The organism is Methanothermobacter sp. (assembly GCA_030055615.1).
Lineage (GTDB): Archaea > Methanobacteriota > Methanobacteria > Methanobacteriales > DSM-23052 > Methanothermobacter_A.
The window spans coordinates 1-24,432 of sequence record JASFYN010000005.1 but is presented as its reverse complement, the minus strand read 5'-3'; the positions used below and the strand labels follow the sequence as shown (position 1 = coordinate 24,432).

The 24,432-nt window shown below is 38.7% G+C and carries 17 protein-coding genes, 1 tRNA gene and 1 CRISPR repeat array; of the genes, 9 read left to right on the top strand and 9 right to left on the bottom strand.

Annotated elements, in window-relative coordinates:
• Positions 1-333 precede the first annotated feature (333 nt).
• Positions 334-405, top strand: a tRNA-Arg gene (locus tag QFX38_08065).
• Between the two features lie 29 nt (positions 406-434).
• On the top strand, positions 435-1,784 hold the full coding sequence (gene ftsA / locus QFX38_08060) for a coenzyme F390 synthetase (GenBank protein MDI9624823.1): 1,350 nt from the start codon (positions 435-437) through the stop codon (positions 1,782-1,784).
• 111 nt (positions 1,785-1,895) lie between these two features.
• Here ftsA and QFX38_08055 read toward each other — a convergent pair whose 3' ends face one another.
• Positions 1,896-3,011, bottom strand: a complete 1,116-nt coding sequence (locus QFX38_08055; protein MDI9624822.1) for a pseudomurein-binding repeat-containing protein — start codon at positions 3,009-3,011, stop codon at positions 1,896-1,898.
• A 375-nt stretch (positions 3,012-3,386) separates the two neighbouring features.
• Here QFX38_08055 and QFX38_08050 point away from each other — a divergent pair, with 375 nt between their 5' ends.
• The 5 genes from QFX38_08050 to QFX38_08030 all read left to right on the top strand — a co-directional run bounded on the left by QFX38_08050 (position 3,387) and on the right by QFX38_08030 (position 9,256).
• On the top strand, positions 3,387-3,749 hold the full coding sequence (locus tag QFX38_08050) for a hypothetical protein (GenBank protein ID MDI9624821.1): 363 nt from the start codon (positions 3,387-3,389) through the stop codon (positions 3,747-3,749).
• A 170-nt stretch (positions 3,750-3,919) separates the two neighbouring features.
• Positions 3,920-5,164 carry a tRNA pseudouridine(13) synthase TruD gene (gene truD, locus QFX38_08045; protein ID MDI9624820.1) on the top strand — a complete coding sequence of 415 codons (1,245 nt, stop codon included), beginning with the start codon at positions 3,920-3,922 and terminating at the stop codon, positions 5,162-5,164.
• 10 nt (positions 5,165-5,174) lie between these two features.
• Positions 5,175-5,579, top strand: coding sequence for a DUF126 domain-containing protein (locus QFX38_08040; protein ID MDI9624819.1), 405 nt, complete (start codon positions 5,175-5,177; stop codon positions 5,577-5,579).
• 75 nt (positions 5,580-5,654) lie between these two features.
• Positions 5,655-6,875, top strand: coding sequence for an amidohydrolase family protein (locus QFX38_08035; protein MDI9624818.1), 1,221 nt, complete (start codon positions 5,655-5,657; stop codon positions 6,873-6,875).
• Positions 6,872-9,256 (top strand): heavy metal translocating P-type ATPase, encoded by a 2,385-nt coding sequence (locus QFX38_08030; GenBank protein ID MDI9624817.1) that lies wholly within the window; start codon positions 6,872-6,874, stop codon positions 9,254-9,256. The genes QFX38_08035 and QFX38_08030 overlap by 4 nt, the downstream gene beginning before the upstream one ends.
• 17 nt (positions 9,257-9,273) lie before the next feature.
• Here the strand turns inward: QFX38_08030 and purB are convergent, their stop codons facing one another.
• Positions 9,274-10,623 carry an adenylosuccinate lyase gene (gene purB, locus QFX38_08025; protein ID MDI9624816.1) on the bottom strand — a complete coding sequence of 450 codons (1,350 nt, stop codon included), beginning with the start codon at positions 10,621-10,623 and terminating at the stop codon, positions 9,274-9,276.
• Between the two features lie 14 nt (positions 10,624-10,637).
• On the bottom strand, positions 10,638-10,796 hold the full coding sequence (locus tag QFX38_08020) for a preprotein translocase subunit Sec61beta (GenBank protein MDI9624815.1): 159 nt from the start codon (positions 10,794-10,796) through the stop codon (positions 10,638-10,640).
• Between the two features lie 116 nt (positions 10,797-10,912).
• On the opposite strand from QFX38_08020, the gene polC reads away from it, so the two are divergent.
• Positions 10,913-14,203 carry a DNA polymerase II large subunit gene (gene polC / locus QFX38_08015; GenBank protein MDI9624814.1) on the top strand — a complete coding sequence of 1,097 codons (3,291 nt, stop codon included), beginning with the start codon at positions 10,913-10,915 and terminating at the stop codon, positions 14,201-14,203.
• 491 nt (positions 14,204-14,694) lie between these two features.
• Positions 14,695-17,930: a CRISPR direct-repeat array (repeat unit 30 nt; unit sequence ATTAAAATCAGACCAAAATGGGATTGAAAT).
• A gap of 228 nt (positions 17,931-18,158) precedes the next feature.
• Here polC and QFX38_08010 read toward each other — a convergent pair.
• The 5 genes from QFX38_08010 to cfbD are packed head-to-tail and all read right to left on the bottom strand — an operon-like array spanning position 18,159 to position 22,617.
• Positions 18,159-18,587 carry a hypothetical protein gene (locus QFX38_08010; protein MDI9624813.1) on the bottom strand — a complete coding sequence of 143 codons (429 nt, stop codon included), beginning with the start codon at positions 18,585-18,587 and terminating at the stop codon, positions 18,159-18,161.
• Complete coding sequence (locus QFX38_08005) at positions 18,577-19,932, bottom strand: AIR synthase-related protein (GenBank protein ID MDI9624812.1); 1,356 nt, start codon at positions 19,930-19,932, stop codon at positions 18,577-18,579. The genes QFX38_08010 and QFX38_08005 overlap by 11 nt, the downstream gene beginning before the upstream one ends.
• A gap of 8 nt (positions 19,933-19,940) precedes the next feature.
• Positions 19,941-20,537, bottom strand: a complete 597-nt coding sequence (gene hisH / locus QFX38_08000) for an imidazole glycerol phosphate synthase subunit HisH (GenBank protein ID MDI9624811.1) — start codon at positions 20,535-20,537, stop codon at positions 19,941-19,943.
• A gap of 6 nt (positions 20,538-20,543) precedes the next feature.
• Positions 20,544-21,551: a sugar phosphate nucleotidyltransferase gene (locus QFX38_07995; protein ID MDI9624810.1), complete on the bottom strand. Its 1,008-nt coding sequence runs from the start codon at positions 21,549-21,551 to the stop codon at positions 20,544-20,546.
• Positions 21,544-22,617 (bottom strand): Ni-sirohydrochlorin a,c-diamide reductive cyclase catalytic subunit, encoded by a 1,074-nt coding sequence (gene cfbD, locus QFX38_07990; protein ID MDI9624809.1) that lies wholly within the window; start codon positions 22,615-22,617, stop codon positions 21,544-21,546. Before cfbD ends, QFX38_07995 begins: the two co-directional genes overlap by 8 nt.
• A gap of 84 nt (positions 22,618-22,701) precedes the next feature.
• Here cfbD and sfsA point away from each other — a divergent pair, with 84 nt between their 5' ends.
• Positions 22,702-23,400 carry a DNA/RNA nuclease SfsA gene (sfsA, locus tag QFX38_07985; GenBank protein MDI9624808.1) on the top strand — a complete coding sequence of 233 codons (699 nt, stop codon included), beginning with the start codon at positions 22,702-22,704 and terminating at the stop codon, positions 23,398-23,400.
• 117 nt (positions 23,401-23,517) lie between these two features.
• Here sfsA and QFX38_07980 read toward each other — a convergent pair.
• Positions 23,518-24,432 (bottom strand): BPL-N domain-containing protein (locus QFX38_07980; protein ID MDI9624807.1); only part of this gene is annotated, 915 nt, incomplete at its 5' end.

The window sequence follows — 24,432 nt, the reverse complement described above, 5'->3', positions numbered from 1 at the left end:
TAATTGGCCCGCCGAGGCGCTGTTGGTCAGCACTAGTAGAAATGCCAAAAAAACACCCAAATATAATGCTCTTTTCATGGTAACACCATAATGAGCCTATAAAACAAAACAACTATATAAAGGTTACCCCCCGATTTAGTGGGTATTGGATGAAATTAGAACTCAGTTATTTCCTTTGACTGGCAAAAACACTTTTTCTTGAGGTTTAATTGGATCATGCATGGATTGTTCTGAAGAGGTGTTAATATACAAAATAATATATGTTGTGAATTTATCCTCTTCTCCTGGGGAAAATAATATTAATAATGTGTTATTATATCTATCTTTGTGTGGGCCCTGATAGTGTAGTGGATATCACGTAGGATTGCGGATCCTATCACCCGGGTTCAAGTCCCGGTCAGGGCATAAACTTTATAACATTTTGTGTGATTTTCATGGTATCCTATTTTAACCCTGAAATTGAAACAATGGATCGTGATGATATTGATGCGATAGTAGAAGAACGCATCCAATACACCATCAGATACGCATATGAAAACGTTCCGTTCTATAGCAAATGGTTTCAAGAACATAAAATAAAACCTTCAGATATAAGGTCGCATGAAGATCTCAGGGAATTACCAATCATAAATGGGGGAACCGTAAGGGAGAATCAACCTCCCGAAACTGAAAGGTTCGAGTTCAAGGCTACTTCATGGGAGAATATATTTACAATACATGAAACAAGCGGTACAAGTGGGCGTCCAAAATCCTTCTTTTTAACATGGGATGATTGGCAACGTTATGCGGAAAAGTATGCGAGGGCTTTTGTATCCCAAGGTTTCGATGCCATGGATAGAGTTGTTATATGCGCATCCTATGGGATGAATGTTGGTGCCAATACAATGACCCTTGCAGCGCATAAGATTGGCATGACAATAATCCCAGAAGGTAAATGCACATTTCCAGTACGTATAATAGAAAATTATAAGCCAACGAGTATAGTTGCAAGTATATTCAAGCTTTTAAGGCTTGCCAGGAGGATGGAGGATCATGGTCTGGATCCTAGTGAATCCAGTATAGAACGTTTGGTTGTGGGTGGTGAAAGCTTCGCGCCAGAAGCGAGGGAATATCTAGAGGAGATCTGGGATGTTGATATATTTAACACTTATGGCAGTACTGAGGGGACGATGTGTGGTGAATGTGCAGAAAAGAATGGTTTACATGTTCCGGAGGATCTTGTACACTTGGATGTGTATGATCCACGCTTTAAAGATTTTGTCGAGGACGGTGAGTGTGGGAGGATAGTCCTCACAACACTCCTCCCTGTAGGGGAGAAGACAGGAATTCTACTTTTAAATTATGACACTGAGGATACCACGGTTGTGATATCGAGGGATAAATGCAAATGTGGAAGAACACATATGCGTATAATGAGCCCTGAGAGGGAAGCTGAGACAGTATGGGTGGCTGGGCATCCATTCAATAAGGTTGATGTCGAAGCAGCAGTATTCCAGAGGGAAAACATGGAATATCTCACTGGAGAATATGAAGCATTCCTATATGGTGACGAAGATGAAGGGCCCGTTACAATGCATGTGTCAATCGAATGCAAAGAAATAGAAGAATGTGATAGGGAACTCATAAAAGAAAACTTTCTCAGAAGATTTTTCAGAGAAAAAAAAGAACTTTACCACACTTATTTAGATGGCACATTTGAGATACTATTTGATTTTAAAAGTCCTGGGGAATTAGAATTTTACAAGATAAGGGGAAGACCGAGGAGGATAGTTGACAGAAGATAAAAAGTTGAAGTTATTTATAGTGGAAGAATCTATCTTATTAAATTGGATGATTCTATGATCTTTTCAGCGAAACACCCTATCCTTTTTTTAATCTTAAGGTCTTCTTATAACTTAAAGGACTAGGCTATCTATTATTGAAACAATCTGCGTGGCCTGTTGGAATGTTTGGATGTATGGTTCACAGGCATATGTTTCATATATTATCGATGGTATGCCTGCCTTCATTAAAGGTATGGTAACAGATGCAGCGCTGCTTGATGTGGGTGGAGCGTAAATTGTTAACCAACTTGCTTTATCTTTTATCATGTTGGCTATTCTATTGGCTTCTGTGGAATTATAGGGGACAAATAAGAACTTTTTCACGAAATAATTGCCCCTATTTGAGTGAACATCAATTACTAGTTTTGGTAACATCTTTTTCACATCAGGGACTACATATTGGTTAGCTAATAATTCGCCATTGAGCCTACCCTTCTCATAATCAGACGCATCCATTGTAACATTCACCCTATAAATGTAGTAACATTTGTTAAGAGATCTGTTTAAGGTCCTTATAGCCTCGATAACCGCATTGTGGGATTGTGACTCTAAAGGATGCACACCCACTATAAAAACCACCTTATCAGGGGAATTGCGGTTCCCATAAGGGCCTTCACGCACAACTGCACCATATGTTGTCCTGCCGATGACTATAGTATTACTGTTTGTAACATTTGTGGTATTTACTGAATTTGTGAGTCCAATGACTTTTATAGAATTTGGCAGTCTTCCATTGGTATTGTAGAAGTTTATTATCCTGCTGTAGGCGTAGATTAGGCTTTGGTAGTTCACTTTACCAATGCTTGTGCTGACATAATTTGGTGATCTTTTGTTGGTTTCCATGTATTTTTTGATGTTTTGGGCTGTTTGTAGGTATGCTGTTTTTGTGAGTGTTCCTGTTGCGCTGTAGGTGGGTGGGTTTGTTGGTGGTTGGTAGTTGTTGGTTTTTATTGTCTTTTTCTGGTTAGTGTTTAAGTTTATTGTTGTAGTCGCCGCTGCATAGAGGTAATCATTCATGGAAATGTTTTTATTATTTAGGATAATTCCGTTCGGTATTTTACCATTAGAAGAACCATAATTTTCAATTAACTTAGAGGCTACAGAAATCTCAGTATAGGAAAGATCAGCGCCATGAACACCGTTCATTAAAATGAAGAACATGATTGCAAGTAATAAAAACTTTTTCATTTTTTTACACCCTTTCCTTAGGATTACATCATAACTCTCTGAAAATGTGCTATATAAATTTTTCCCACATAATTAAACATTCATAAAATTTTATTCTAGCCGATGAAAGACATCATTGATCCACACTTTGGCAAGTAAAGGAATATAGAGATCATCAATTCTTTATTCGCTAGTTTTGAAAAATGTGCGAATGAACTTTCCTTTCCAAGATCATTGGCGGGACTTTCACTGAGAATTCTTAAAAAGGTTTTAAGTTTTGTTCTTGAAAATTGTTCTATTAATATGATTGGTCTTACAAGCCGAAGCAGTTAAATATTTCCATACTAAATGTAATAAACGTAATCATAAAGGTTTTTTTGAAGGGAAGGGATCCAAATGAAAACAGAATATTTGATCATCGGCTTGGTAATTTTAGCTGGGCTGGCTGTTGGATATACATTTTTCCAAGTACCCGATCAGAACAATATAACATTCAATAAAAGCAGCATAGATACAAACAAATCTGTCCCAACTGACCAAGTGGGTGACAAGGGGGGCAATTCAAGTCAAGGGACAAGTGGTCCAGGCCAGGAAAGTAATTCAAGCCAAGGAACGAATTCTTCAGACCAAGGAAATAATCCAAATCAAAGGCATGCATGTCCCACTTGTAGTGGGAATGGGTACATCGACTATACCGACGAAAATGGGACACTGATAGTGAAAACATGTCCTACATGTCATGGATCAGGTTATATATAAAAATGGCCTCTCCTGAGCTGATAATTGGCCTTTAACCCTCCCAAACTTTTTTTGGATGTAAGTATTTTTCCAGGGAAAAGTCAAATCGTCCTTTTAATGGTAATTATGGGCATTATCACCAGAAGAATGCCAAAAGCTCTTCAGAAAATAGAGATAAAGTAGGGTGAGAAATGTTAAACGCGGAAACTTATGTAACCAAGGGTACGGGTACGGGTGGCGAGATTAGAGTAAAATATGAAGATTTTTATGTGGAGGAAATCCCACTTATCCAACCAAGTGGTCAAGGACCTAACACGTGGATTTGGATGGAGAAAAAGGGTAGAACAACATTAGATGTTTTATTAGACATTGCAAGGGAGTTAAGTTTGCCACGTTGGAGGATGGGCTTCGCAGGGATGAAAGATAAAATGGCAGTCACAAGACAATGGATATGCATAAGCAACATAGACCCAGAAGAAATCAAGGGATTAGATGAAAAATTACATAACGTTAAATTCCTCAAAATAACCCGACACCAGAAGAAGTTAAGAATGGGACAATTAATCGGTAACAGATTCCGTATAAAGATAAGGGGCGTGAAGTCTTCTGCAAAAGAAGAAGCAGAGAACACTCTCAAAGAACTGTTAGAAATTGGAGTGCCCAATTATTATGGATGGCAACGTTTTGGCACCCCAAGGGCTAATACACATCTAGTAGGCAAAGCCATAATATTCGGAGACCTTAAAGGTGCTGTGGACTTATATATTGGAAATCCTTATGAGGATGAACCAGAGGATATAAAGGAAGCGAGAAAAGCATACGATAATGGAAGGTTGGAAAAGGCATATGAGATGATGCCACCCAGCATGAGATACGAGCGCATGATGCTCAAAACACTTATAAAAGAAAAGAAAAGAAAAGGGGACCTTACTGAGGAGTCCTATGCCCGTGCAATACAAACATTACCAAAGCCTTTGAAAAGAATGTTCGTTCATGCATACCAATCATATCTATTTAACAAGGTTGTAAGTGAACGTGCAAAATTTGGTATCAATAAATATATAGAAGGGGATATTATAGTTGACAACCAACAACGCATCATACATGATCAGGAACCTAGAAAATTGGATGAAATGATAAAAGGGTTTGAGGCCCATCCAACAGCGCCATTATATGGTAGCAAGGTCCCCCTTGCCACTGGTAAAATAGGTGAAATCGAAAAGAGAGTCCTCGAGGAAGAGGGGATAACCTTAGACCTTTTTAAGTGTGATAAAATGCCCCAATTAGGAAGTCATGGTATCCGCAGACCCATAAGATTCAAATTATGGGATGCTAAAGTCGAAGCAGCTGCTGATGGTTTAATTGTGGAATTTTCAATACCGAAAGGATCTTATGGAACATCAGTACTCCGAGAGATCATGAAAAAAGAAATATAGGGTTTTTAAAATGGATATAAAATGTAGGGTTTTGTCAGAAGGTATAGGCCGTGGTAAGGCCCTTATATCCAACGAACCTTTAAGTTTCCTTGGTGGCGTGGACCCTAAAACAGGGACTATAATAGACCCTCGACATCCTTTATATGGTGAAAGCTTGAAAGGCAGGATCCTCATAATCCCTGGGGGTAAGGGATCTACTGTGGGCTCATATGTGATCTTCCAATTAGCGAAGAATGGGAAAGCGCCAGCTGCGATCATCTGCAAAAATGCGGAGCCTATAATAGCCACTGGGGCTATAATGGCTGGTATACCCCTAGTAGATCAGCCGGAAAAGGATGTTATGAAAATCATAAAGAATTCCATGGAAGTTGAAGTTGATGGGCATTCTGGTATTATAAGAACCGCCCCAAAGTAAATGCTTCATTGAAAGGATTAGCTATGCAAAACCCCATATACATATGATAAACATAGAGAGTATTGGTGTTCTTTTATGGATGAACTAATAATTACTGGTGAAATAGTAGATTTAAAGGTACATGATCATTTTAGGGGTTCTATATTGGTAAAAGATGGTATAATTGAGTCTATTTCAACCCAACATGAAACTGGGGCCCATGTAATCGATGCAGATGATTATTTTATCCTCCCAGGGTTTATAGATGCCCATGTACATATCATGGAGAAAGGCTTTAAATTAGAGGATAGGATAGAAACGCCATTATCGCTCTATTTTTATAATGCTATCAATAATATGCGCGCAACCATCAACACAGGAGTCACCACTATAAGGGATGCTGGTATGGCGGATTTTGGAGTTAAACTCGCCTCACAGAAGGGTATAGTACCGGCGCCGAGAATGCAGATAAGTGTAGTCCCCCTTTCAATAACAGGCGGACATTTCGATTTTCACATGAAATCAGGCCTAAATATCGAACTTAAATATCCGGGATTGCCCAGTGGCATATGTGATGGCCCATCAGAAGTGAGGAAAAAGACTAGGGAAGTTTTAAGGGCTGGGGCGGATGTTATAAAGGTCATGGCCACTGGTGGGGTTATGAGCGCTAATGATAAACCTGATGACATTCAATTCACCAAGAAAGAGTTAAAGGTTATAGTAGAGGAGGCTCATTTCAAGGGTAAAAAGACAATGGCCCATGCACACGGACTGGAAGGTATAAAAAATTGTATAAAAGTTGGTATAGATTCGATAGAACATGGAACATACATTGACAAGAGAACAGCGGCCGAAATGAGGGATAATGGAGTTTATCTCGTGCCAACACTCCTTGTGACGGCAGAGCTTGCCAAGAAAGCCAAGAAAAGTGAAATTCCAAGTTACAGTAGAAAGGATGCTATAGAAGTTGCGAAGGTTCATAAAGAGAATATAGAGACCGCTTATGAGGAAGGAGTCCAATTGGTCATGGGCACTGACTCGGGAGTTGTAGAGCATGGGCAAAACCTCAGAGAACTTTCATACTTGTACGATATAGGGATGGAACCATCTGAGATTTTGGAATCTGCCACTTTAAAAGCGGCGGAGTGTATTGGATGGGATGATAGGATAGGGAGCCTCGATAAGGGCAAATTTGCAGATATTATCGTGGTAAAAGAGAATCCCCTTGAAAACATAAAAAGTCTCGCAGACCCTGACAACATACTCCTCGTAGTAAAAGACGGTAAAATACTCAAAAATCTTCTAGGGGTATCATGAAGGTTAATATTAGGATAGGTGGGATGAGCTGCGCAGGATGCGCTCTGAGAATAGAAGAAGCACTTAAACAAATTGATGGTGTCAAAGAGGTTAATGTAAATTTTGCAACAGCAAAGGCCACTATAGAATATGATCCTAAGAAAATTGGGATTAAAGACATAGAACAAGTAATAAAAGAGAATGGGTATCAGGTTTTAAATGATAAAATTCAGGTTAAAGTAGGTGGCATGACTTGTGCAATGTGCGCCAAGACAATAGAATCAAGATTAGAACAACTTGAGGGTATAATAGATGCCACAGTAAACCTGGGAGCTGAAACAGCATACATAGAATATAACAAGGATCTAATATCTATAGAGGATATCAAGAGGGTCATAGAGGGACTTGGATACCAATTTCTTGGCACTAAAGGGGAACTAGTTGATGAAAAGCTTTCAAAGGATCTTAAATCCAAAAAGAAGAGGATAATGGTAGGTTTGGGAGTTTCGATCCCTCTCATGCTCATAATGTACCTCAAGATAACATTTCCCTTCATGAATTATATCATGCTTCTAATATCGATTTTACCGTTTTTATATGTAAGTTATCCCATATTCAATGCCGCGATACGTTCACTCCAGGCTAAAACACTTAATATGGATGTTATGTACTCCATGGGTATCGGAGTAGCATTCATCTCCAGCTTACTAGGCACATTTAATATACTCTCACAAAATTTCATATTCTATGAAACAGCTTTAATGTTAGCAGCCTTCTTAACACTTGGAAGATACCTTGAGGCAAAGGCTAAGGGTAAAACATCAGAAGCTATCAAAAAATTGTTAGAACTCCAACCAGAGACCGCAACCCTACTCAAAGATGATAAGGAAATAGAAGTTCCAGTGGAAACCCTAAAAGAGGATGATATATTAATCGTGAAAACTGGGGATAGGATACCAGCAGATGGTATTATCATTGAAGGACAAGCACACATTGATGAGTCAATGGTAACAGGAGAACCCATTCCAGTGTTTAAAGATAAGGGAAAAGATGTAGTGGCGGGCACTATTAACACTGATGGTATCATAAAAATCCGAACAACCCATACAGGAGAGGAAACATTCCTGGCAAAAATTATAAGATTGGTAGAGGAAGCTCAAGGATCTAAACCACCTTTACAGAGAATAGCTGACAAGGCTGTTTCATATTTTATACCTACAGTTCTAATAATAGCCTTCACGGCTTTCATATTCTGGTACCTTAAGGGTATGGGACTATTATTTTCTTTAACTGCCTTTATATCAACATTGGTAGTGGCATGTCCATGCGCCCTTGGACTCGCAACACCAACAGCAGTTACCGTGGGCATAGGTCGAGGTGCAGAACTTGGTATTCTCATCAAAAAGGGCGAAATACTAGAAGTTTCTGAAAAAATAACAAAAGTGCTATTTGACAAAACAGGGACACTCACCGAAGGCAAGCCATACGTCACAGATATAATACCCCTCAAAGGCGATGAAAGGGATATCATACAATTGGCTGCTAGTATTGAAGCCAATTCGAGACATCCAATAGCCAAAGCAATAGTTTCAAAAGCGAAAAACATACCCCTTATCAAAGTTCATGAACTCAAGTCAATCCCTGGAAAGGGCTTAATAGGATCCGCCAATTCCCAAAGGATACTAGTAGGTAATATAAGTTTGTTCAAGGACAACAAAATATCCATAGACAATAGTGATATAATATCAAAATTACAAGAAGAGGGTAAAACCATAGTATTAGTTGGCAGGGATCAAGAGCTTTTGGGGGTCATCGCAGTTTCGGATAAAATAAAAGAAAATTCCCTAAAAGCTATAAATGCTATTAGGGAAATGGGTTTAGAAGCTGTTATGGTAACTGGGGATAATCCTATAACAGCAAAAACCGTGGCAGAGAAGTTAGGAATAGATAGAGTACTCTCACAGGTCTTACCGGAGGATAAGGTTAATATAGTTTCCAAGATGCGTGAGAATGGTACTGTAGCATTTGTTGGTGACGGTATAAATGATGCTCCAGCCCTTGCAGCAGCTGATGTTGGAATTGCCATTGGAAGTGGCACAGATGTTGCAATAGAAGCAGCGGATATCGTACTGGTAAAGGATGATCCAGTTGATGTTCCTGCAGCCGTACAATTAGCCCGTAAAGTCGTCTCACGCGTCAAATGGAACATCTTCTGGGCATTTGCATATAATATGATCCTCATACCAGTAGCTGCTGGCATCCTTTATCCAGCATTCAAATTAACATTTAGGCCTGAATTCGCAGGTCTTGCGATGGCACTAAGTTCAGTCACAGTTGTGTCACTATCATTACTTCTGAGATCATACACTCCACCAGTTAAAAAAATGGATAAGAACCACTAATAGAGTCTGGGGGGATCCTAGAACCATTCTCTTGATTTTTTAAGCACGTTTTCAACTATCTTAATGGCGGATCCTAGGTATGTGTGAGGGTTCATAATATTTTCGAGTTCCTCCCAACTTAAATATTCCAATATTTCACTTTGCTCTCCCGCAACTTTTATAAGGGGTACTCTTTCTTGTCTGGCTTTTATTGCACATTCCCTCACGATCTTGTATGCTGTTTGCCTTCCCATACCCCTCTTAGCCAATTCAGCCATTAATCTTTCTGCCATTATAAGACCATCTGTAAGTTTAAGGTTCTTTTCTATATTCTCATCAAAGAACACAAGGTTCTCTATTAAATTTATGGTTATCTGTAGAAGATAGTCTGTTAATATGCATGATTCTGGGAATATTATGCGTTCTGGGGATGAGTTGGTAAGATCCCTCTCATGCCAAAGCAAATTATTCTCAAGTGCAGTTATCACATGTGAGCGTATAACCCTTGCCAGGCCACATATGCGTTCTGCAGTTATCGGGTTCATCTTGTGGGGCATTGTGCTGCTGCCAACTTGTTTTTCAGGGTCGAATTTCTCACCCACTTCCATGATCTCCGTCCTCTGAAGGTTACGGATTTCTAAGGCTATTTTATCAAGGGTTGTTGCAATATTAGCTAATACCATGATGAATTCAGCGTGGTTATCCCTTTGGATGACTTGATTCGATATTAAAGCCGGTTCCAGGTCGAGTAATTCGGCGACTTTCAAATGCACTTTCAACCCGTCTTCGCCCAAAGCTGCCGTGGTGCCCACCGCCCCGGTCACCATACTTACACATAATCTCTTTTCGGCCGATTTTAACCTTTCGAGGTTTCTGTGCATTTCATCAGCCCAGAGGGCGAATTTCATACCATAGGTTGTGGGTAGCGCATGTTGGCCATGGGTTCGGCCAATACAAACCCTTTTTTTGTTTTCATCAGCCAATTTCAAGAGGATTTTTATTAATTTAATGATTTTTTCTTTTAAGATTTTTATGGATTCTTTAAAGAGTAGAGAATTTGTTGTGTCTATTATATCATTTGATGTGGCTCCGAAATGGATGTATTCTCCTGCGTCATTTTCACATTGTTCTGCTAGTGCTTTTATTAGTGCTGCGATGTCATGCTTTGTCTCTTTTTCGATTTGGTTCACTCTTTCAAGTTTCACGAATTTTGTGCTGGCTTTTCTTTTTATTTCTTCCGCTGCGTACTCTGGTATGATTCCTAGGCTGGCTTCCGCTTCAGCTATAGCCGCTTCCACATCTAGCATTTTTTGGAGTTTGTTTTCAGCGTCCCACACCCTTTTCATTTCAGGCGTGCCGTATCTGAATTCAATGGGGTGGATTGCCATCACATCACCAGGGTTTAACCTGAGAACCTGAGTAGTAAACAGAATACGGCTAGTATTATACTCATTGCAACTACTTGTTCTGGTGTGAGTTTAGGACCCTTTGTCTCTTCCTCAAAGTATCTTACAAGCCCGGCACCACTGGGTGGAAGCGTCTTTTTATCCTTTTTAGCCATTTGGTGATCACCCCATAATCTCCTTTTGTGAAATTTTATATCATCTATACTATAATATATTATTTAGTTCCAAGGATCAAAATGAGTGTAATCATTTTTTTAAGGTTATGATTATGATGGAGTATTTTAATGAATTAGAAAAGGAGACAAATAAACTTTATGATATAGCCAGAAAGGCCAGGGCCAAGGGTCTAGATGCTTCAATAGAACCTGAAATACCCCTTGCAAAGGACCTTGCAGAAAGGGTTGAAGGACTAGTAGGACCTGAGGGCGTTGCGCAGAGGATAAAATCCTTAGAAAAAAAACATAGTAGAGAGGAGATAGCGTTTAAGATAGCTGCTGAAATAGCATCCCAGCAGATAGATGAAACAGACGAGGACAGATTATGGTCCAAGAGGCAAGAACTCGCGGATCAGGCCCTTAGAACAGCCCTTGCAATATTAACAGAAGGCGTGGTAGCAGCACCCCTTGAAGGAATCGCCAAAGTAACTATCAAAAACAATTTCGATGAATCAAATTACCTAGCAGTATACTTCGCAGGGCCTATAAGAAGCGCTGGGGGGACAGCATCAGCATTAGCAGTTCTAATAGCAGATTATATAAGGATAAAGATAGGATTAGATCGTTACAAGCCTACCGAAAGGGAAATAGAACGTTATGTTGAAGAAGTAGAATTATACGAATCTGAAGTGACAAACCTACAATATTCACCAACCCCAGATGAAGTAAGACTAGCCGCTGGGAATATCCCAGTAGAAGTCACAGGAGAGCCAACAGACAAAATAGAAGTTTCACACAGGGACCTTAAGCGTGTAGAAACCAATCACATCCGTGGAGGGGCACTACTTGCAATGGTTGAAGGAGTCATACAAAAAGCCCCCAAGGTACTTAAATACGCCAAGCAACTGAAACTCGAAGGATGGGATTGGCTGGAAGAATTCTCAAAAACCTTAAAATCCGATAAAAAGGATGAAATCACCATAAAGGCCGACAGCAAATACATAGAGGATATAATCGGTGGAAGACCGGTCCTCGGATGCCCATCGGAAAAAGGGGCCTTCAGACTAAGATATGGTCGGTCAAGGAACACAGGGTTAGCCGCCATGGGCGTGAACCCCGCCACAATGGAACTTCTAGAATTCCTAGCAGTAGGAACACAAATGAAAATTGAAAGACCAGGAAAAGGCAACTGCGTCGTACCAGTGGACACAATCGAAGGACCAATAGTCAAACTCAAAAACGGGGACGTAATCAAAATTGAAACAATCGAAGAAGCCAAAAAAATCAAACCAGAATTGGAAGAAATACTATTCCTAGGCGACATGCTAGTAGCCGTCGGAGAATTCTTAAGAAACAACCACGTATTAATGCCCGCAGCATGGTGCGAAGAATGGTGGGTCCAATCAATCCTCAATTCAAAAACATATAATGCCAAAGAGGATCCATTAAACCTTAAAAAATTCAAAGGACAGTGGAATAGGATAAAAATAAATGCAAAAGAAGCATTCAAAATCTCCTTAGAATATGATGTGCCATTACATCCACGCTACACCTACTTCTACCACGATGTCACAACAAAAGATCTTAAAAACCTCCAAAAATGGCTAAAAAACGGAAAAAAAGAAAAAAGTAAACTAAAATTGCCATTAGCACCACCAAAGAGAATACTAGAAATATTAGGAGTCCCACATAAACTTAGAAAAAACAAGGTTATAATAGGAGCCAATGACGCATACGCCCTACTAAACACCCTAAAAGAGCCTTTAGAGGATGAAAAAGATCCTATCAAAGCAATAAACAAAATATCCCCTGTTAAAATCATGAAAAAAGCCCCTACTTATATCGGAGCCCGCGTCGGAAGGCCCGAAAAAAGCAAAGAAAGGAAAATGCGCCCAGCACCCCACGTATTATTCCCAATAGGTAAACATGGCGGCAGCCGACGTAACATCATCGACGCAGCTAAAAAAGGAAACATCAGAGTAGAAATAGGCCGCGCGAAATGTCCCAAATGCAAAATAAGCTTCATGCAATCAAAGTGTCCAAAATGTGGTGAAAAGACAGAAATAGGCAAACCAAGCAAAAGATCCATAAACCTCATGCAACTTTTAAAGAACGCCACCGAAAGCATGGGAATCCGCAAACTCGAAGAAATAAAAGGAGTCGAAGGGATGATATCCCGCGACAAATTCCCAGAACCACTAGAAAAAGGCGTTTTAAGAGCCAAAAATGAGGTTTTCACCTTCAAAGATGCCACAATAAGGCACGATTCCACAGACCTTCCACTCACCCACTTCAAACCCTCAGAGATCGGTGTAACCATAGAAAAACTAAAAGAATTAGGATACAAGACAGACTTCCAAGGTAAACTCTTACAAGATGAAGATCAAATAGTAGAACTAAAAGTCCAAGACGTAGTAATATCAAAAGAATGCGCGGATTACCTCATGAAAGTCGCATCATTCGTTGATGACCTCCTAGAAAAATTCTACGGCCTCGAAAGATTCTATAACGTCAAAAAACAGGAAGATTTAATCGGTCACCTAGTAATTGGATTGGCACCCCACACCTCTGCAGGAGTCCTAGGGAGGATAATAGGCTTCACTGAAGCATCAGCATGTTATGCACATCCCTACTTCCATTCAGCCAAGAGGAGAAACTGTGACAGTGACGAGGACGCCATAATACTACTACTAGATGCTCTGCTCAATTTCTCTAAGACATACCTCCCAAGTAGTAGAGGAGGGAGTATGGACGCACCACTCGTCCTATCATCGAGGATAGACCCTGAAGAAATTGATGACGAATCACATAACATTGACACAATGGATTCATTACCACTAGCATTCTATGAAAAAACATTAGAATACGCCAAACCATCAAAGGTTACAAGCCTAATTGATAATGTCAAAAAACGCCTCGGCACACCAAAACAATACAAAGGGTTAATGTTTTCCCATGACACTTCAAACATTAATTCAGGGCCTAAAACTTGTCTATATAAGATGCTACCCACAATGAAAGAAAAGGTTGATTCTCAGATCAAACTTGCAGAGAAGATAAGGGCTGTGGATCAGCGGAAGGTAGTGGAGGGTGTTTTACTTTCACATTTCCTACCAGATATGATGGGGAACATTCGGGCATTCACAAAGCAGAAAGTACGATGCACGAGATGTAACCGGAAATACAGGCGAATACCACTCACAGGAAAATGCAAATGTGGTGGAAACCTTGTACTAACAGTATCAAAGGGTTCCGTCATAAAATATTTGGAAATATCAAAGGAACTAGCTGGAAGATATCCCATAGACCCATATCTTATGCAGAGAATCAACATACTAGAATTTGGTGTGAATTCCCTATTTGAGAGTGACAAATCCAAACAAAGCTCACTGGACTTATTCTTGTAATATTCTCAATATGGGGGTTCTTATGGTATATCCACACCCCAGTTTAAAATTTTCCCCATTTTTTACAAATTATTTAAATGTTGATTAAGGTACATTTTCATTATATAAGACCTAAAATTGGTGGGAATGCTAGATCCTACAAAAATGTTTTTAACATTGTTAAAATCCATTTTATTTCATTTTTATCGTATTTTAAGTGTTCTTTTCGTGTCGTTTATCCCCTTAAAATTCGTATTATTTATTATTATTTTTGTATTATTACTTCTTTTTTTTGTTTTTAGAAGTCTTCATGACTGTGAATTTTAATTTTTCCTGTATTTAGCGTATTTTATTAAAATCAAGTGCCTATACTACACTTTCCAAAAATTTAAAGCTTTTTCGACCGGTCGTCTATCTTTATAAATGGATTGCATTATTAAGGATCGCCGACACAAAACATTAAATAAAAACAACAAGAAAAAGAACAAAACAAAAACAAGAAAAAAACCGCCCTATTAAAATCAGACCAAAATGGGATTGAAATTGTATAGGGTGTTACGTTTCGCATTTTCACCATTAATATTAAAATCAGACCAAAATGGGATTGAAATTCATAGCAGACGATAATGTTGTGAAGACACCACGAATATTAAAATCAGACCAAAATGGGATTGAAATTACACTGGATCATCGAAGATGTCTCCTAATTTGCATTCTCTGAAGCCCACATTAAAATCAGACCAAAATGGGATTGAAATGTAATGGACACTATACACTATGTCACAAGTATGATAAATTAAAATCAGACCAAAATGGGATTGAAATGTGAGCAACGCCCATACTGGTATCGTGTCGAGGATATTAAAATCAGACCAAAATGGGATTGAAATTGGGTGTGCTAAGAATATTGGAGTGGAAACGTCAAATGATTAAAATCAGACCAAAATGGGATTGAAATAAAAAAACCCAAATAACAAGAAAACAATACCACCCACCCATTAAAATCAGACCAAAATGGGATTGAAATGGCTCTATAACAGACACAGAGAACACAAAGACATGCTATTAAAATCAGACCAAAATGGGATTGAAATCAACATCGAACAAGAGATAATAGAAAATGCCAAGAGGATTAAAATCAGACCAAAATGGGATTGAAATTGTATGCTTTGAAGCCCACTTTTGTTGAATTTGCTGATTAAAATCAGACCAAAATGGGATTGAAATATTTGTGCGAGGTGGCTGACTTTCACGGCTGATCCGATTAAAATCAGACCAAAATGGGATTGAAATATTGCTCATTCTTGAATCCTTTGATTATATTCTCCCTATTAAAATCAGACCAAAATGGGATTGAAATGAAAAGAGAAAATAAACATGCTCAGAAAAGTTAACATTAAAATCAGACCAAAATGGGATTGAAATATCAAGTAGTGGCAGGCACATGTCTTCTGTGAAATAGATTAAAATCAGACCAAAATGGGATTGAAATTCGCAATCCACATATCAAGCACCGCCCATGACCACATTAAAATCAGACCAAAATGGGATTGAAATATCTCTTAACAGTATCCCCATTCGGGGCTTTTAAGATTAAAATCAGACCAAAATGGGATTGAAATTTAACATTCTGTGAATTTCGTCGTGCACTTTTTTATCATTAAAATCAGACCAAAATGGGATTGAAATACTTTGAAATTCTTGAGAATATGCACTTGCACAACGATTAAAATCAGACCAAAATGGGATTGAAATAAAAGACCTTGAAGCACCATTCAGCCTATCAGGGTTTATTAAAATCAGACCAAAATGGGATTGAAATGTAAGGGCTCAGGTGGGGAAACGAGCGCATGAAAAGAATTAAAATCAGACCAAAATGGGATTGAAATATTCATCCGTCGATCTGGAATATCCCAGGGTCTCATATTAAAATCAGACCAAAATGGGATTGAAATCTGTTTTCTCAACTTTTTGTAATGTGGCCCCGTTTTCATTAAAATCAGACCAAAATGGGATTGAAATATAACAAGCGTTGAGGACGTAGCATACGCTGACTTAGAATTAAAATCAGACCAAAATGGGATTGAAATCAATCATACACAAACAGGGATTACGGGAGCAGTACTGAATTAAAATCAGACCAAAATGGGATTGAAATCAATGGTTGTAGGGGCTGGTGCAGAAGTCCCAATAGTATTAAAATCAGACCAAAATGGGATTGAAATTGATCTTATTTATTTTCTTCTGTTTCTCCAAAGGATTAAAATCAGACCAAAATGGGATTGAAATCGAGGGAGATACATGTTACAGTAGAGTTCATAGAATATTAAAATCAGACCAAAATGGGATTGAAATCATCGACTGGTAGGAATATTCTGAATAGGGATTCTGATTAAAATCAGACCAAAATGGGATTGAAATATCTTCTCTTTCATCTTCAAATGCTATCATGTTTAGTATTAAAATCAGACCAAAATGGGATTGAAATCAAATGATACAAGCGTATCATCATCAAAGCCCAAAAAATTAAAATCAGACCAAAATGGGATTGAAATAGTGTACCATCATGGATCTTAGAATCTGAGGAGGGTATTAAAATCAGACCAAAATGGGATTGAAATTTACCTGCAAGGTGGAGATGTGATCTGCCCTGCATGATTAAAATCAGACCAAAATGGGATTGAAATATATTTGCACGAAAAATATGGGCTAATAGAAGTGGATTAAAATCAGACCAAAATGGGATTGAAATACACTCCTCAGCAGCATCTGCAGCTTCTATGATAAATTAAAATCAGACCAAAATGGGATTGAAATGGGGCTGGGAAACTTGCGGAGGAGTTAGAGAAGGCTGATTAAAATCAGACCAAAATGGGATTGAAATGAAAAACTCGAAGAGGAAGTTAAAGAATACCTTGAAACATTAAAATCAGACCAAAATGGGATTGAAATCTGTTTTCTCAACTTTTTGTAATGTGGCCCCGTTTTCATTAAAATCAGACCAAAATGGGATTGAAATATAACAAGCGTTGAGGACGTAGCATACGCTGACTTAGAATTAAAATCAGACCAAAATGGGATTGAAATCAATCATACACAAACAGGGATTACGGGAGCAGTACTGAATTAAAATCAGACCAAAATGGGATTGAAATCAATGGTTGTAGGGGCTGGTGCAGAAGTCCCAATAGTATTAAAATCAGACCAAAATGGGATTGAAATTGATCTTATTTATTTTCTTCTGTTTCTCCAAAGGATTAAAATCAGACCAAAATGGGATTGAAATCGAGGGAGATACATGTTACAGTAGAGTTCATAGAATATTAAAATCAGACCAAAATGGGATTGAAATATTTTTTAAACATTTTGCATTTTTCGAGGGTTTTTTTATTAAAATCAGACCAAAATGGGATTGAAATTGCCAACGAGTGGGCTTAGATCAAGGTCTTTAACCAATTAAAATCAGACCAAAATGGGATTGAAATGTGTGAGCTCGGGGTATGTTCTTCTAAGTAGTAGATTAAAATCAGACCAAAATGGGATTGAAATTCATCATACCTTGGAACCTTATAACCCTTCTGGTTCCATTAAAATCAGACCAAAATGGGATTGAAATTTAGTTCATCGTTTATATCCGATACCTTGATCTTATATTAAAATCAGACCAAAATGGGATTGAAATTGGAAGGGATGAACCGCTTATCATAGAAGCTGCAGAATTAAAATCAGACCAAAATGGGATTGAAATGTAATTAAATATTCTATTTTATTTCAATTGTGACAAAGTTGGGAATTTTGCGTGCACATTTTTTGCAATTCAATTATGAAGGTCACACATAATCTATGATAATTTTTCGATACACATCATAGAATGCCCTTTCCATTCGCTATTATTATATGATGAAGAAATTATGATGTTTAGGTGATAAAATGTCATCAAATACTAGGAGTAATGGAATACTTTTTAACTAGGTGTCTACCATATGTACAGCTGGAATGTATAATTGTTATAGTTTTTTGTGGCGGAGTTTATGTTATCTGCTTTTGCCATGTCAGCATTTGAGGCTATCGTAATTGACTCGAGGCCATTATATATTGTTAGATTATATTTTATGTTCGGAAATTTTGAATTTAAAAATTCACTTGCTATCATATTAGCTTCTTTTATAGCTTCTTCATGGTTTTGATGGGAGTTGAATTCGTGGCTGATCATTTCAAGGATTGTGCCATTTTCTGTTTCATAGGTTGCCATAAGGTCCATGATATCCACAGCATTATAGTTCCTATATTCTGATGGGAGATAATGTTCTAATGTTAAAAAATGTGTTAGGGAGGCTGTTATTATTAAAAGCATGGTAATTGCAAGTATTGCATCTAATGTGTATAGGAAACCTTTATCTTCCACTTCGTATGGCCTCCACTACTTTCCTCTTTTTTTCTATGGCCTTAGATGTTGCCTTTTCTACTCTTTTTTTCATTTTGTCAAAGTCTTCTGGGGTGGTTTCGCCCACTACTTTTTTTATCTTGGTATATGCTGCTTCTCTAAAAGCGGGTTCTAGTTTGGTTTCTCCATCTTCGCTGATGAGAATGGGCTTTCCGGTATCTGTTACTTTGCCTATTTCATCTATTTTGACATTGACGCTTTCTATTATGTCTTTTATGGTGTCTGAAATTTCTTTGGGTGCTATTATCATTAGTGAGTCGATTGATACCCCTAAGGGGTCTATGTCGAGTTTTCTGAGCATTTTAAGGACTTTGGGGTTTATCATGGCCATGATTTTATCTTCATAGAATTCTAGGCCTACTCCTGTGGTTGATGAGATTTCATGGGCGTCTCCTCGTAGTCCTCCGTTGGTTACGTCTGTCATGGCGTGGATTTCTCCTAGTATGTTAGCTTCTATGAGGGCTTCTGAGGCTTTTATGAAATTTATGTCCATTGTCTCCCATACTACGTCGAATAATCCATGATAGATTGCAGTAGTTGTTATGGTACCTCCACCTGACCCTTCTGTTAGTAGTATGGTGTCTCCTGGTTCTGCTCTTTTTCTGGCGGTGGGTGGGTGTTCTGATACTCCTATGGCCCCTACTGCACTTACTAGTCGGTCGCCTAGTACCATGTCTCCTCCGACGCGTAGTGTGCTACCTGCGACGATGGGAACATTTACTAGTTCTGAGACAGTTGCAACACCTGCTGTGAAATCTAATAGTTTGCCCACGTCACCGTCATCTGCAAGGTGTAGGTCGCTTAGGATGGCGAGTGGTCGGGATCCCATGACGCAGACATCTCTTAGTGCGGCTCTTGTAACGTGGAATCCGCCAAGGAATGGGTATTCGCTGAGGCGTGAATGTATGCCATCAACTGCGGTTGTGATATAAATTGTGTCTTTTTTTATGGGTGTTTTCACAACTCCGCCGTCGTCTTGAGCTGTTGGTGTTATATATGCTTTTGTGTTTGTGCTGGCGACTATGTCTGCTATTTTCCGGTGGACGAAGAAGTCGCCTGCCCCTCTGGAGCCTACTCCCATTTCGCCCATGGTTATCCCTGCTTTAGGGAATTTTATAATCTCTTTTAGGAGTTTGTCTTCTTCTTTTTCTATTTTGAGGGTGTGGTTAACTTCTTCTATAACAGCCTCTGCCAATTTTAATGCTGTTCCTTTGTCAATGTCTTTGAATTCTAATATTCGTTCTGCTAGGATGTTCTTTAATCCTTTCTGGTTTATGTTGCGTCTTGCAAATCCTTCTATGTCCATTATAATCACTATTTTGAGAGTTTGACGAAATTTTTAAGTATTTTTAGGCCGGCTTTCCCGCTTTTTTCTGGGTGGAATTGTGTGGCGAATATGTTGTCTTTCCATAAAACTGCGGCCATTTTTATGTGGTAGTCTGTTGTGGCTGCTATAACCTTTTTTTCTTTTGGTTTGGCGTGGTATGAGTGCACGAAGTAGAAGTATTCGTCTTCTAGGCCTTCTAGTATTGGGCAGTTCTTTTTTATGTTTAGTTGGTTCCAGCCCATGTGGGGTACTTTTCCTAGGGGTGGTATCCTGGTGACTTCTCCTGGTATTATGTTTAGTCCTTGGATGTTGGGACTTTCTTCACTTTTTGTGAGAAGGAGTTGTAGTCCTAGGCAGATGCCCAAGAATGGTTTATCATTTTCTATGTGTCTGATTATGATGTTTTTGTAGTTTTTGAGGTTTTTCATGGCTTTGCCGAAGGCCCCTACTCCTGGGAGTATTATTGTTTCTGCTTCTTTTATTTGTTTTTTATCTTTGGTGATTTTTACTTGGCCTCCTACTTTTGTTAGGGCGTTTTTTATGCTTCTTAGGTTTCCGCTGCCATAGTCTATTATTGTTATCATTGTGTATTACCATCTGTCGTAGTAGTCTTTTATTCTTATGGTGTCTTTTGGGTGGGGTGTTGAGACTTCTTGTAGTAGGGTGTTTTCCATTGCTACTATGGAGTGTGGTGTTTTTGGTTTGATGCGTATTATGTCGTTTTTGCTGAAGTATTCTTTTTTGTTTTCGAATTCGATGTATCCTGAGCCTTTTATTATGTACATTGTTTCATCTTTTTTTGTGTGGTAGTGGAATGATGTTCTGTAATCTTCTTTTATGAATAGTTCTTTTGTGAGGTATTTGTTTGTGTTTATGAGGATTTTTTCATAACCCCATGGTTTGTCTTCCCTGTTTTTGTATTCTTTTCTTATTTCTTCGAGTTCTTTGGAGGTGTCGATGGCCATCCAGAATAATCCATCTTCTTTGTAGAAGCCTAGTTTGTTTTCTTTGGCCATCATTGGGAATACGGTCTTTTCTATGTCCCCTGTTTCGAAGTCTCCGAAGTCTAGGGGTTCTTTGGCGAAATATACGCCCGCGTTTATGTAATAGTTTAGTAGTGGTTTTTCTTTGAAGTCGATTATTTTATCTCCGCTTATTTCTACTATACCATAGGGTGATCGCATTTTTGTTATGAATATTGTGAGGGGATAATTGGATTTTTCTCCAAGGCGGATCATCTTTTTCAGGTTTAAGTCTGCGACTACGTCGCCATTTCTTATCACGCATTGCTTGTCATCGTCTATTGCTTCCATGCCCAGTCTTATGGCGTTTAATGTCCCCAGGGGTTCGTCTTCTTTCACATATTCTATCTTTAGGCCCTTGTATTCGTTGCCGTAGCGTTCTTCGATCTTTTCGCTGAGAAATCCTGTTAGAAGGTATACTTTGTTTATATTAGCACTTTTGAAATCGAATAATTGTTTGTCGAGTATGGTGTAACCTTTTTTTATTTCTATGAGGGGTTTTGGTATTTTGTCTGTGAGGGGTTTTAGGCGTTTGCCAAATCCCCCGCAGAGTATCATTCCAACGGTTTTAGTCATTCTGGATCACCTTTATATTTTTTCTTATACTTTCACCAAAGTCTGATTGGACTATATGGTCTACTCCGAGGGTTTTGGCGTGCGCATCAAGTTCTGCGACAACATAATCATATCCTAGTTCTTTTAAAGGTTTGACGAGTCTTGGCCCGTCGGTCACAGCTACTGATCTAATATTTAATCTTTCGATGGGGACTGCGTGGGGCACGCCACTTATAACAGCAAATTCGACTTCTTCTTCCTTGAGGATTTTACCTACTCTTTCTCCTGTGATGGGATATTCGTCTAGTCCGCCTGTGAGATAATTGATTTTGATCCCATTTCTTTCGAGGTCGGATTTTATATTCTGTGCATGTTTTCTTATCCTTGGGAGTCCAATATCATCTCGGAGATTAGCTATTATTAGGGTTTCAGGGTTTATTTGGGGTAGTCTTAATATGTCTGCGAAAAGGTAGGCTGTTTCCTTTTTTGCATTTAATACCATGGCAACCCTTTCATTATCTCTTAGACTTTCTATGAGTTTAATGGCGACTTTATCTTTATCATCGCCATAGGAAGGTTTTATATATTCTCCCTGTGCCATTCCACGGGTTTTTTCTATCTCAGTGGCCTTTTTAAGCATCTTTATCTGTCTTTCAGCCTCCTCCCAAGTTATTAGACCGGATTTAGCAGCCTCTTCTAATACGATTATAGCCCCCTCTGTGTTGTCTCCTTCACCAAAGCCCCCATGCGATTCTACTGTAAGCACCTTTGCGGATATGTTAGCCTTTTGGACAGCCTCTTTAAGGTCTTCGCCTATTATCATGCTCGCGCAAGTTCCTACTACTCCTACAAGTTTTGGGGAGAACATTTTCTCTACTTTTTTCAAGGTATTTTCGAGTTTATCATGCGCTCCGAATATGAAATCATTTTCAGACATTGCGGTGGTTAAAACCCTGACACCATCATTTTCAAGTAGTCTGGCGGTTCTGAAGCAACATCCTGTGGGCCCATGTATGATTATAACATTAACGTCGAGATCCCTGAGGGTGTAAAGGGCTGCTGCTATTGGACTAGGCCTTGGATGCAATCACTTCCACCTCTTATATATTCATCATTTGTATCTTGAAGACAAATTTTTTATCTTTTTTGGGATTTGTAAATATTATAGAGTATGAAAATAAAAAATCTTACTATAGCAGATTTTCTTGGGAGACCTAATCGTTTCACTGTATTAGTTGATAAGGATGGTTATAAGTTTAAGGCTCATTTAAGAGATCCTGGAAGGTTGGAGGATCTTCTGATCCCGGGGAATAAGTTACTTTTAAAGTATATGCCGGTTAGTGGGGATCGTAAGACGCGTTTTGATGTTATAGCTGCTTTTAAGGATGGTGAATGGGTTCTTATAAATTCTGGTTTACATAATGATATAGCTATGGAAATTATTGAATCTCAATTCATCAAAGAATTAGAAGGTTATAAGGTGATTAAAAGGGAATATAAGTTTGGTAAGAGCAGATTAGATTTCCTTTTAAGCCGTGATGACGAGAAAATGCTCCTTGAGGTTAAAGGTTGCACGCTTTTAAAGGGTGATCGAGCATTATTCCCAGATGCTCCCACTAGCCGAGGTAAACGCCACCTTGAAGAACTGATGAAAGCAACAGAATTAGGATTTAAAAGCTCGATACTATTCCTAATATTCAGGAGAAAGGCTAAGATATTTTCTCCAAACAATATTATAGACCCAAAGTTTGCGGAAACTTTTAAAAAGTCTGTTAGGATGGGTGTTATTATCATCCCAGTCACTTTAAAAGCTAGATTGAACAAAAATTTTATAATAGAACCTGAAAAGAGGATAAAAACAATCCTATGAACTTTTCAGAAAAAATTAATATAATGGGGGGGTTTATACGGTTGCGTGACCTAATAGACCCCCTTTCTCAAATGAGGTTGAAGTGTTCTTTATTGGCATTAATCCACAGTAATAATCCTATGTTACCTTTGCAAGCCATGCTATCATCTGAACAACCATCTGAGGGATTCTTGGACTTAATTCTGGATGAGGTCCGCATAATATAACCCTACCAGAACCATAAGTATCTGCTACAGCAGCAATATACCCCTTGTACCCTGTTTTACTATCAGCATAGGTGGCAAGACTGGTCACTGTTCCTACAGCATACATTGCAGCTCCATTGCAATGATAAATTGTCTGGGTTCCGCTGAGACCTAAAATACTCTCCCCAGCAGATGTAATGGAAATAGTCAGATTACCATCATATTTTACAGCTTTACATCGTACATCTGCAAGTCCCCAACCACTATAGTATCCGTCAACAGCTATTGAAGCTGCATATGCACCTGCACATATTCCAAGGTATCCTCCACCCTTACTCACGAATGATTTGATCGCTGAAGCGCTGATATTCGGGTTCCTCAAATAACTTAAACCAGAAGTACCCCCAGGCATCACTAAAACATCATAGGATGCAAGGATATTTGAATTTATAACGGTACTCGTAGCATAAGTGAATTTCACTGAAGTGAGTGTAACAGCATCTAGACAATATTTTATACCCTCCACGCAATTTGTTGAAGCGTCATAGCCGCTGTAAATTAACACCTTAACTTCCTTTTTACCGTTCGGGTCACTTGCAATGCTAACATTCTTTATTGTCACGTAATTTGGCAGTCTTCCATTGGTATTGTAGAAGTTTATTATCCTGCTGTAGGCGTAGATTAGGCTTTGGTAGTTCACTTTACCAATGCTTGTACTAGCATAATTTGGTGATCTTTTGTTGGTTTCCATGTATTTTTTGATGTTTTGGGCTGTTTGTAGGTATGCTGTTTTTGTGAGTGTTCCTGTTGCGCTGTAGGTGGGTGGGTTTGTTGGTGGTTGGTAGTT

Bases quoted from the DNA above. Each gene is read 5' to 3' on its own strand.
- purB (MDI9624816.1), bottom strand. From the start codon at position 10,623: ATGGCAATCCACCCCATTGAATTCAGATACGGCACGCCTGAAATGAAA.
- QFX38_08040 (MDI9624819.1), top strand. From the start codon at position 5,175: ATGGATATAAAATGTAGGGTTTTGTCAGAAGGTATAGGCCGTGGTAAG.
- QFX38_08005 (MDI9624812.1), bottom strand. From the start codon at position 19,932: ATGGACATAGAAGGATTTGCAAGACGCAACATAAACCAGAAAGGATTA.
- QFX38_08035 (MDI9624818.1), top strand. From the start codon at position 5,655: ATGGATGAACTAATAATTACTGGTGAAATAGTAGATTTAAAGGTACAT.
- sfsA (MDI9624808.1), top strand. From the start codon at position 22,702: ATGAAAATAAAAAATCTTACTATAGCAGATTTTCTTGGGAGACCTAAT.
- ftsA (MDI9624823.1), top strand. From the start codon at position 435: ATGGTATCCTATTTTAACCCTGAAATTGAAACAATGGATCGTGATGAT.
- QFX38_07995 (MDI9624810.1), bottom strand. From the start codon at position 21,551: ATGACTAAAACCGTTGGAATGATACTCTGCGGGGGATTTGGCAAACGC.
- QFX38_08050 (MDI9624821.1), top strand. From the start codon at position 3,387: ATGAAAACAGAATATTTGATCATCGGCTTGGTAATTTTAGCTGGGCTG.
- QFX38_08020 (MDI9624815.1), bottom strand. From the start codon at position 10,796: ATGGCTAAAAAGGATAAAAAGACGCTTCCACCCAGTGGTGCCGGGCTT.
- QFX38_08055 (MDI9624822.1), bottom strand. From the start codon at position 3,011: ATGAAAAAGTTTTTATTACTTGCAATCATGTTCTTCATTTTAATGAAC.
- polC (MDI9624814.1), top strand. From the start codon at position 10,913: ATGGAGTATTTTAATGAATTAGAAAAGGAGACAAATAAACTTTATGAT.
- QFX38_08030 (MDI9624817.1), top strand. From the start codon at position 6,872: ATGAAGGTTAATATTAGGATAGGTGGGATGAGCTGCGCAGGATGCGCT.
- hisH (MDI9624811.1), bottom strand. From the start codon at position 20,537: ATGATAACAATAATAGACTATGGCAGCGGAAACCTAAGAAGCATAAAA.
- truD (MDI9624820.1), top strand. From the start codon at position 3,920: ATGTTAAACGCGGAAACTTATGTAACCAAGGGTACGGGTACGGGTGGC.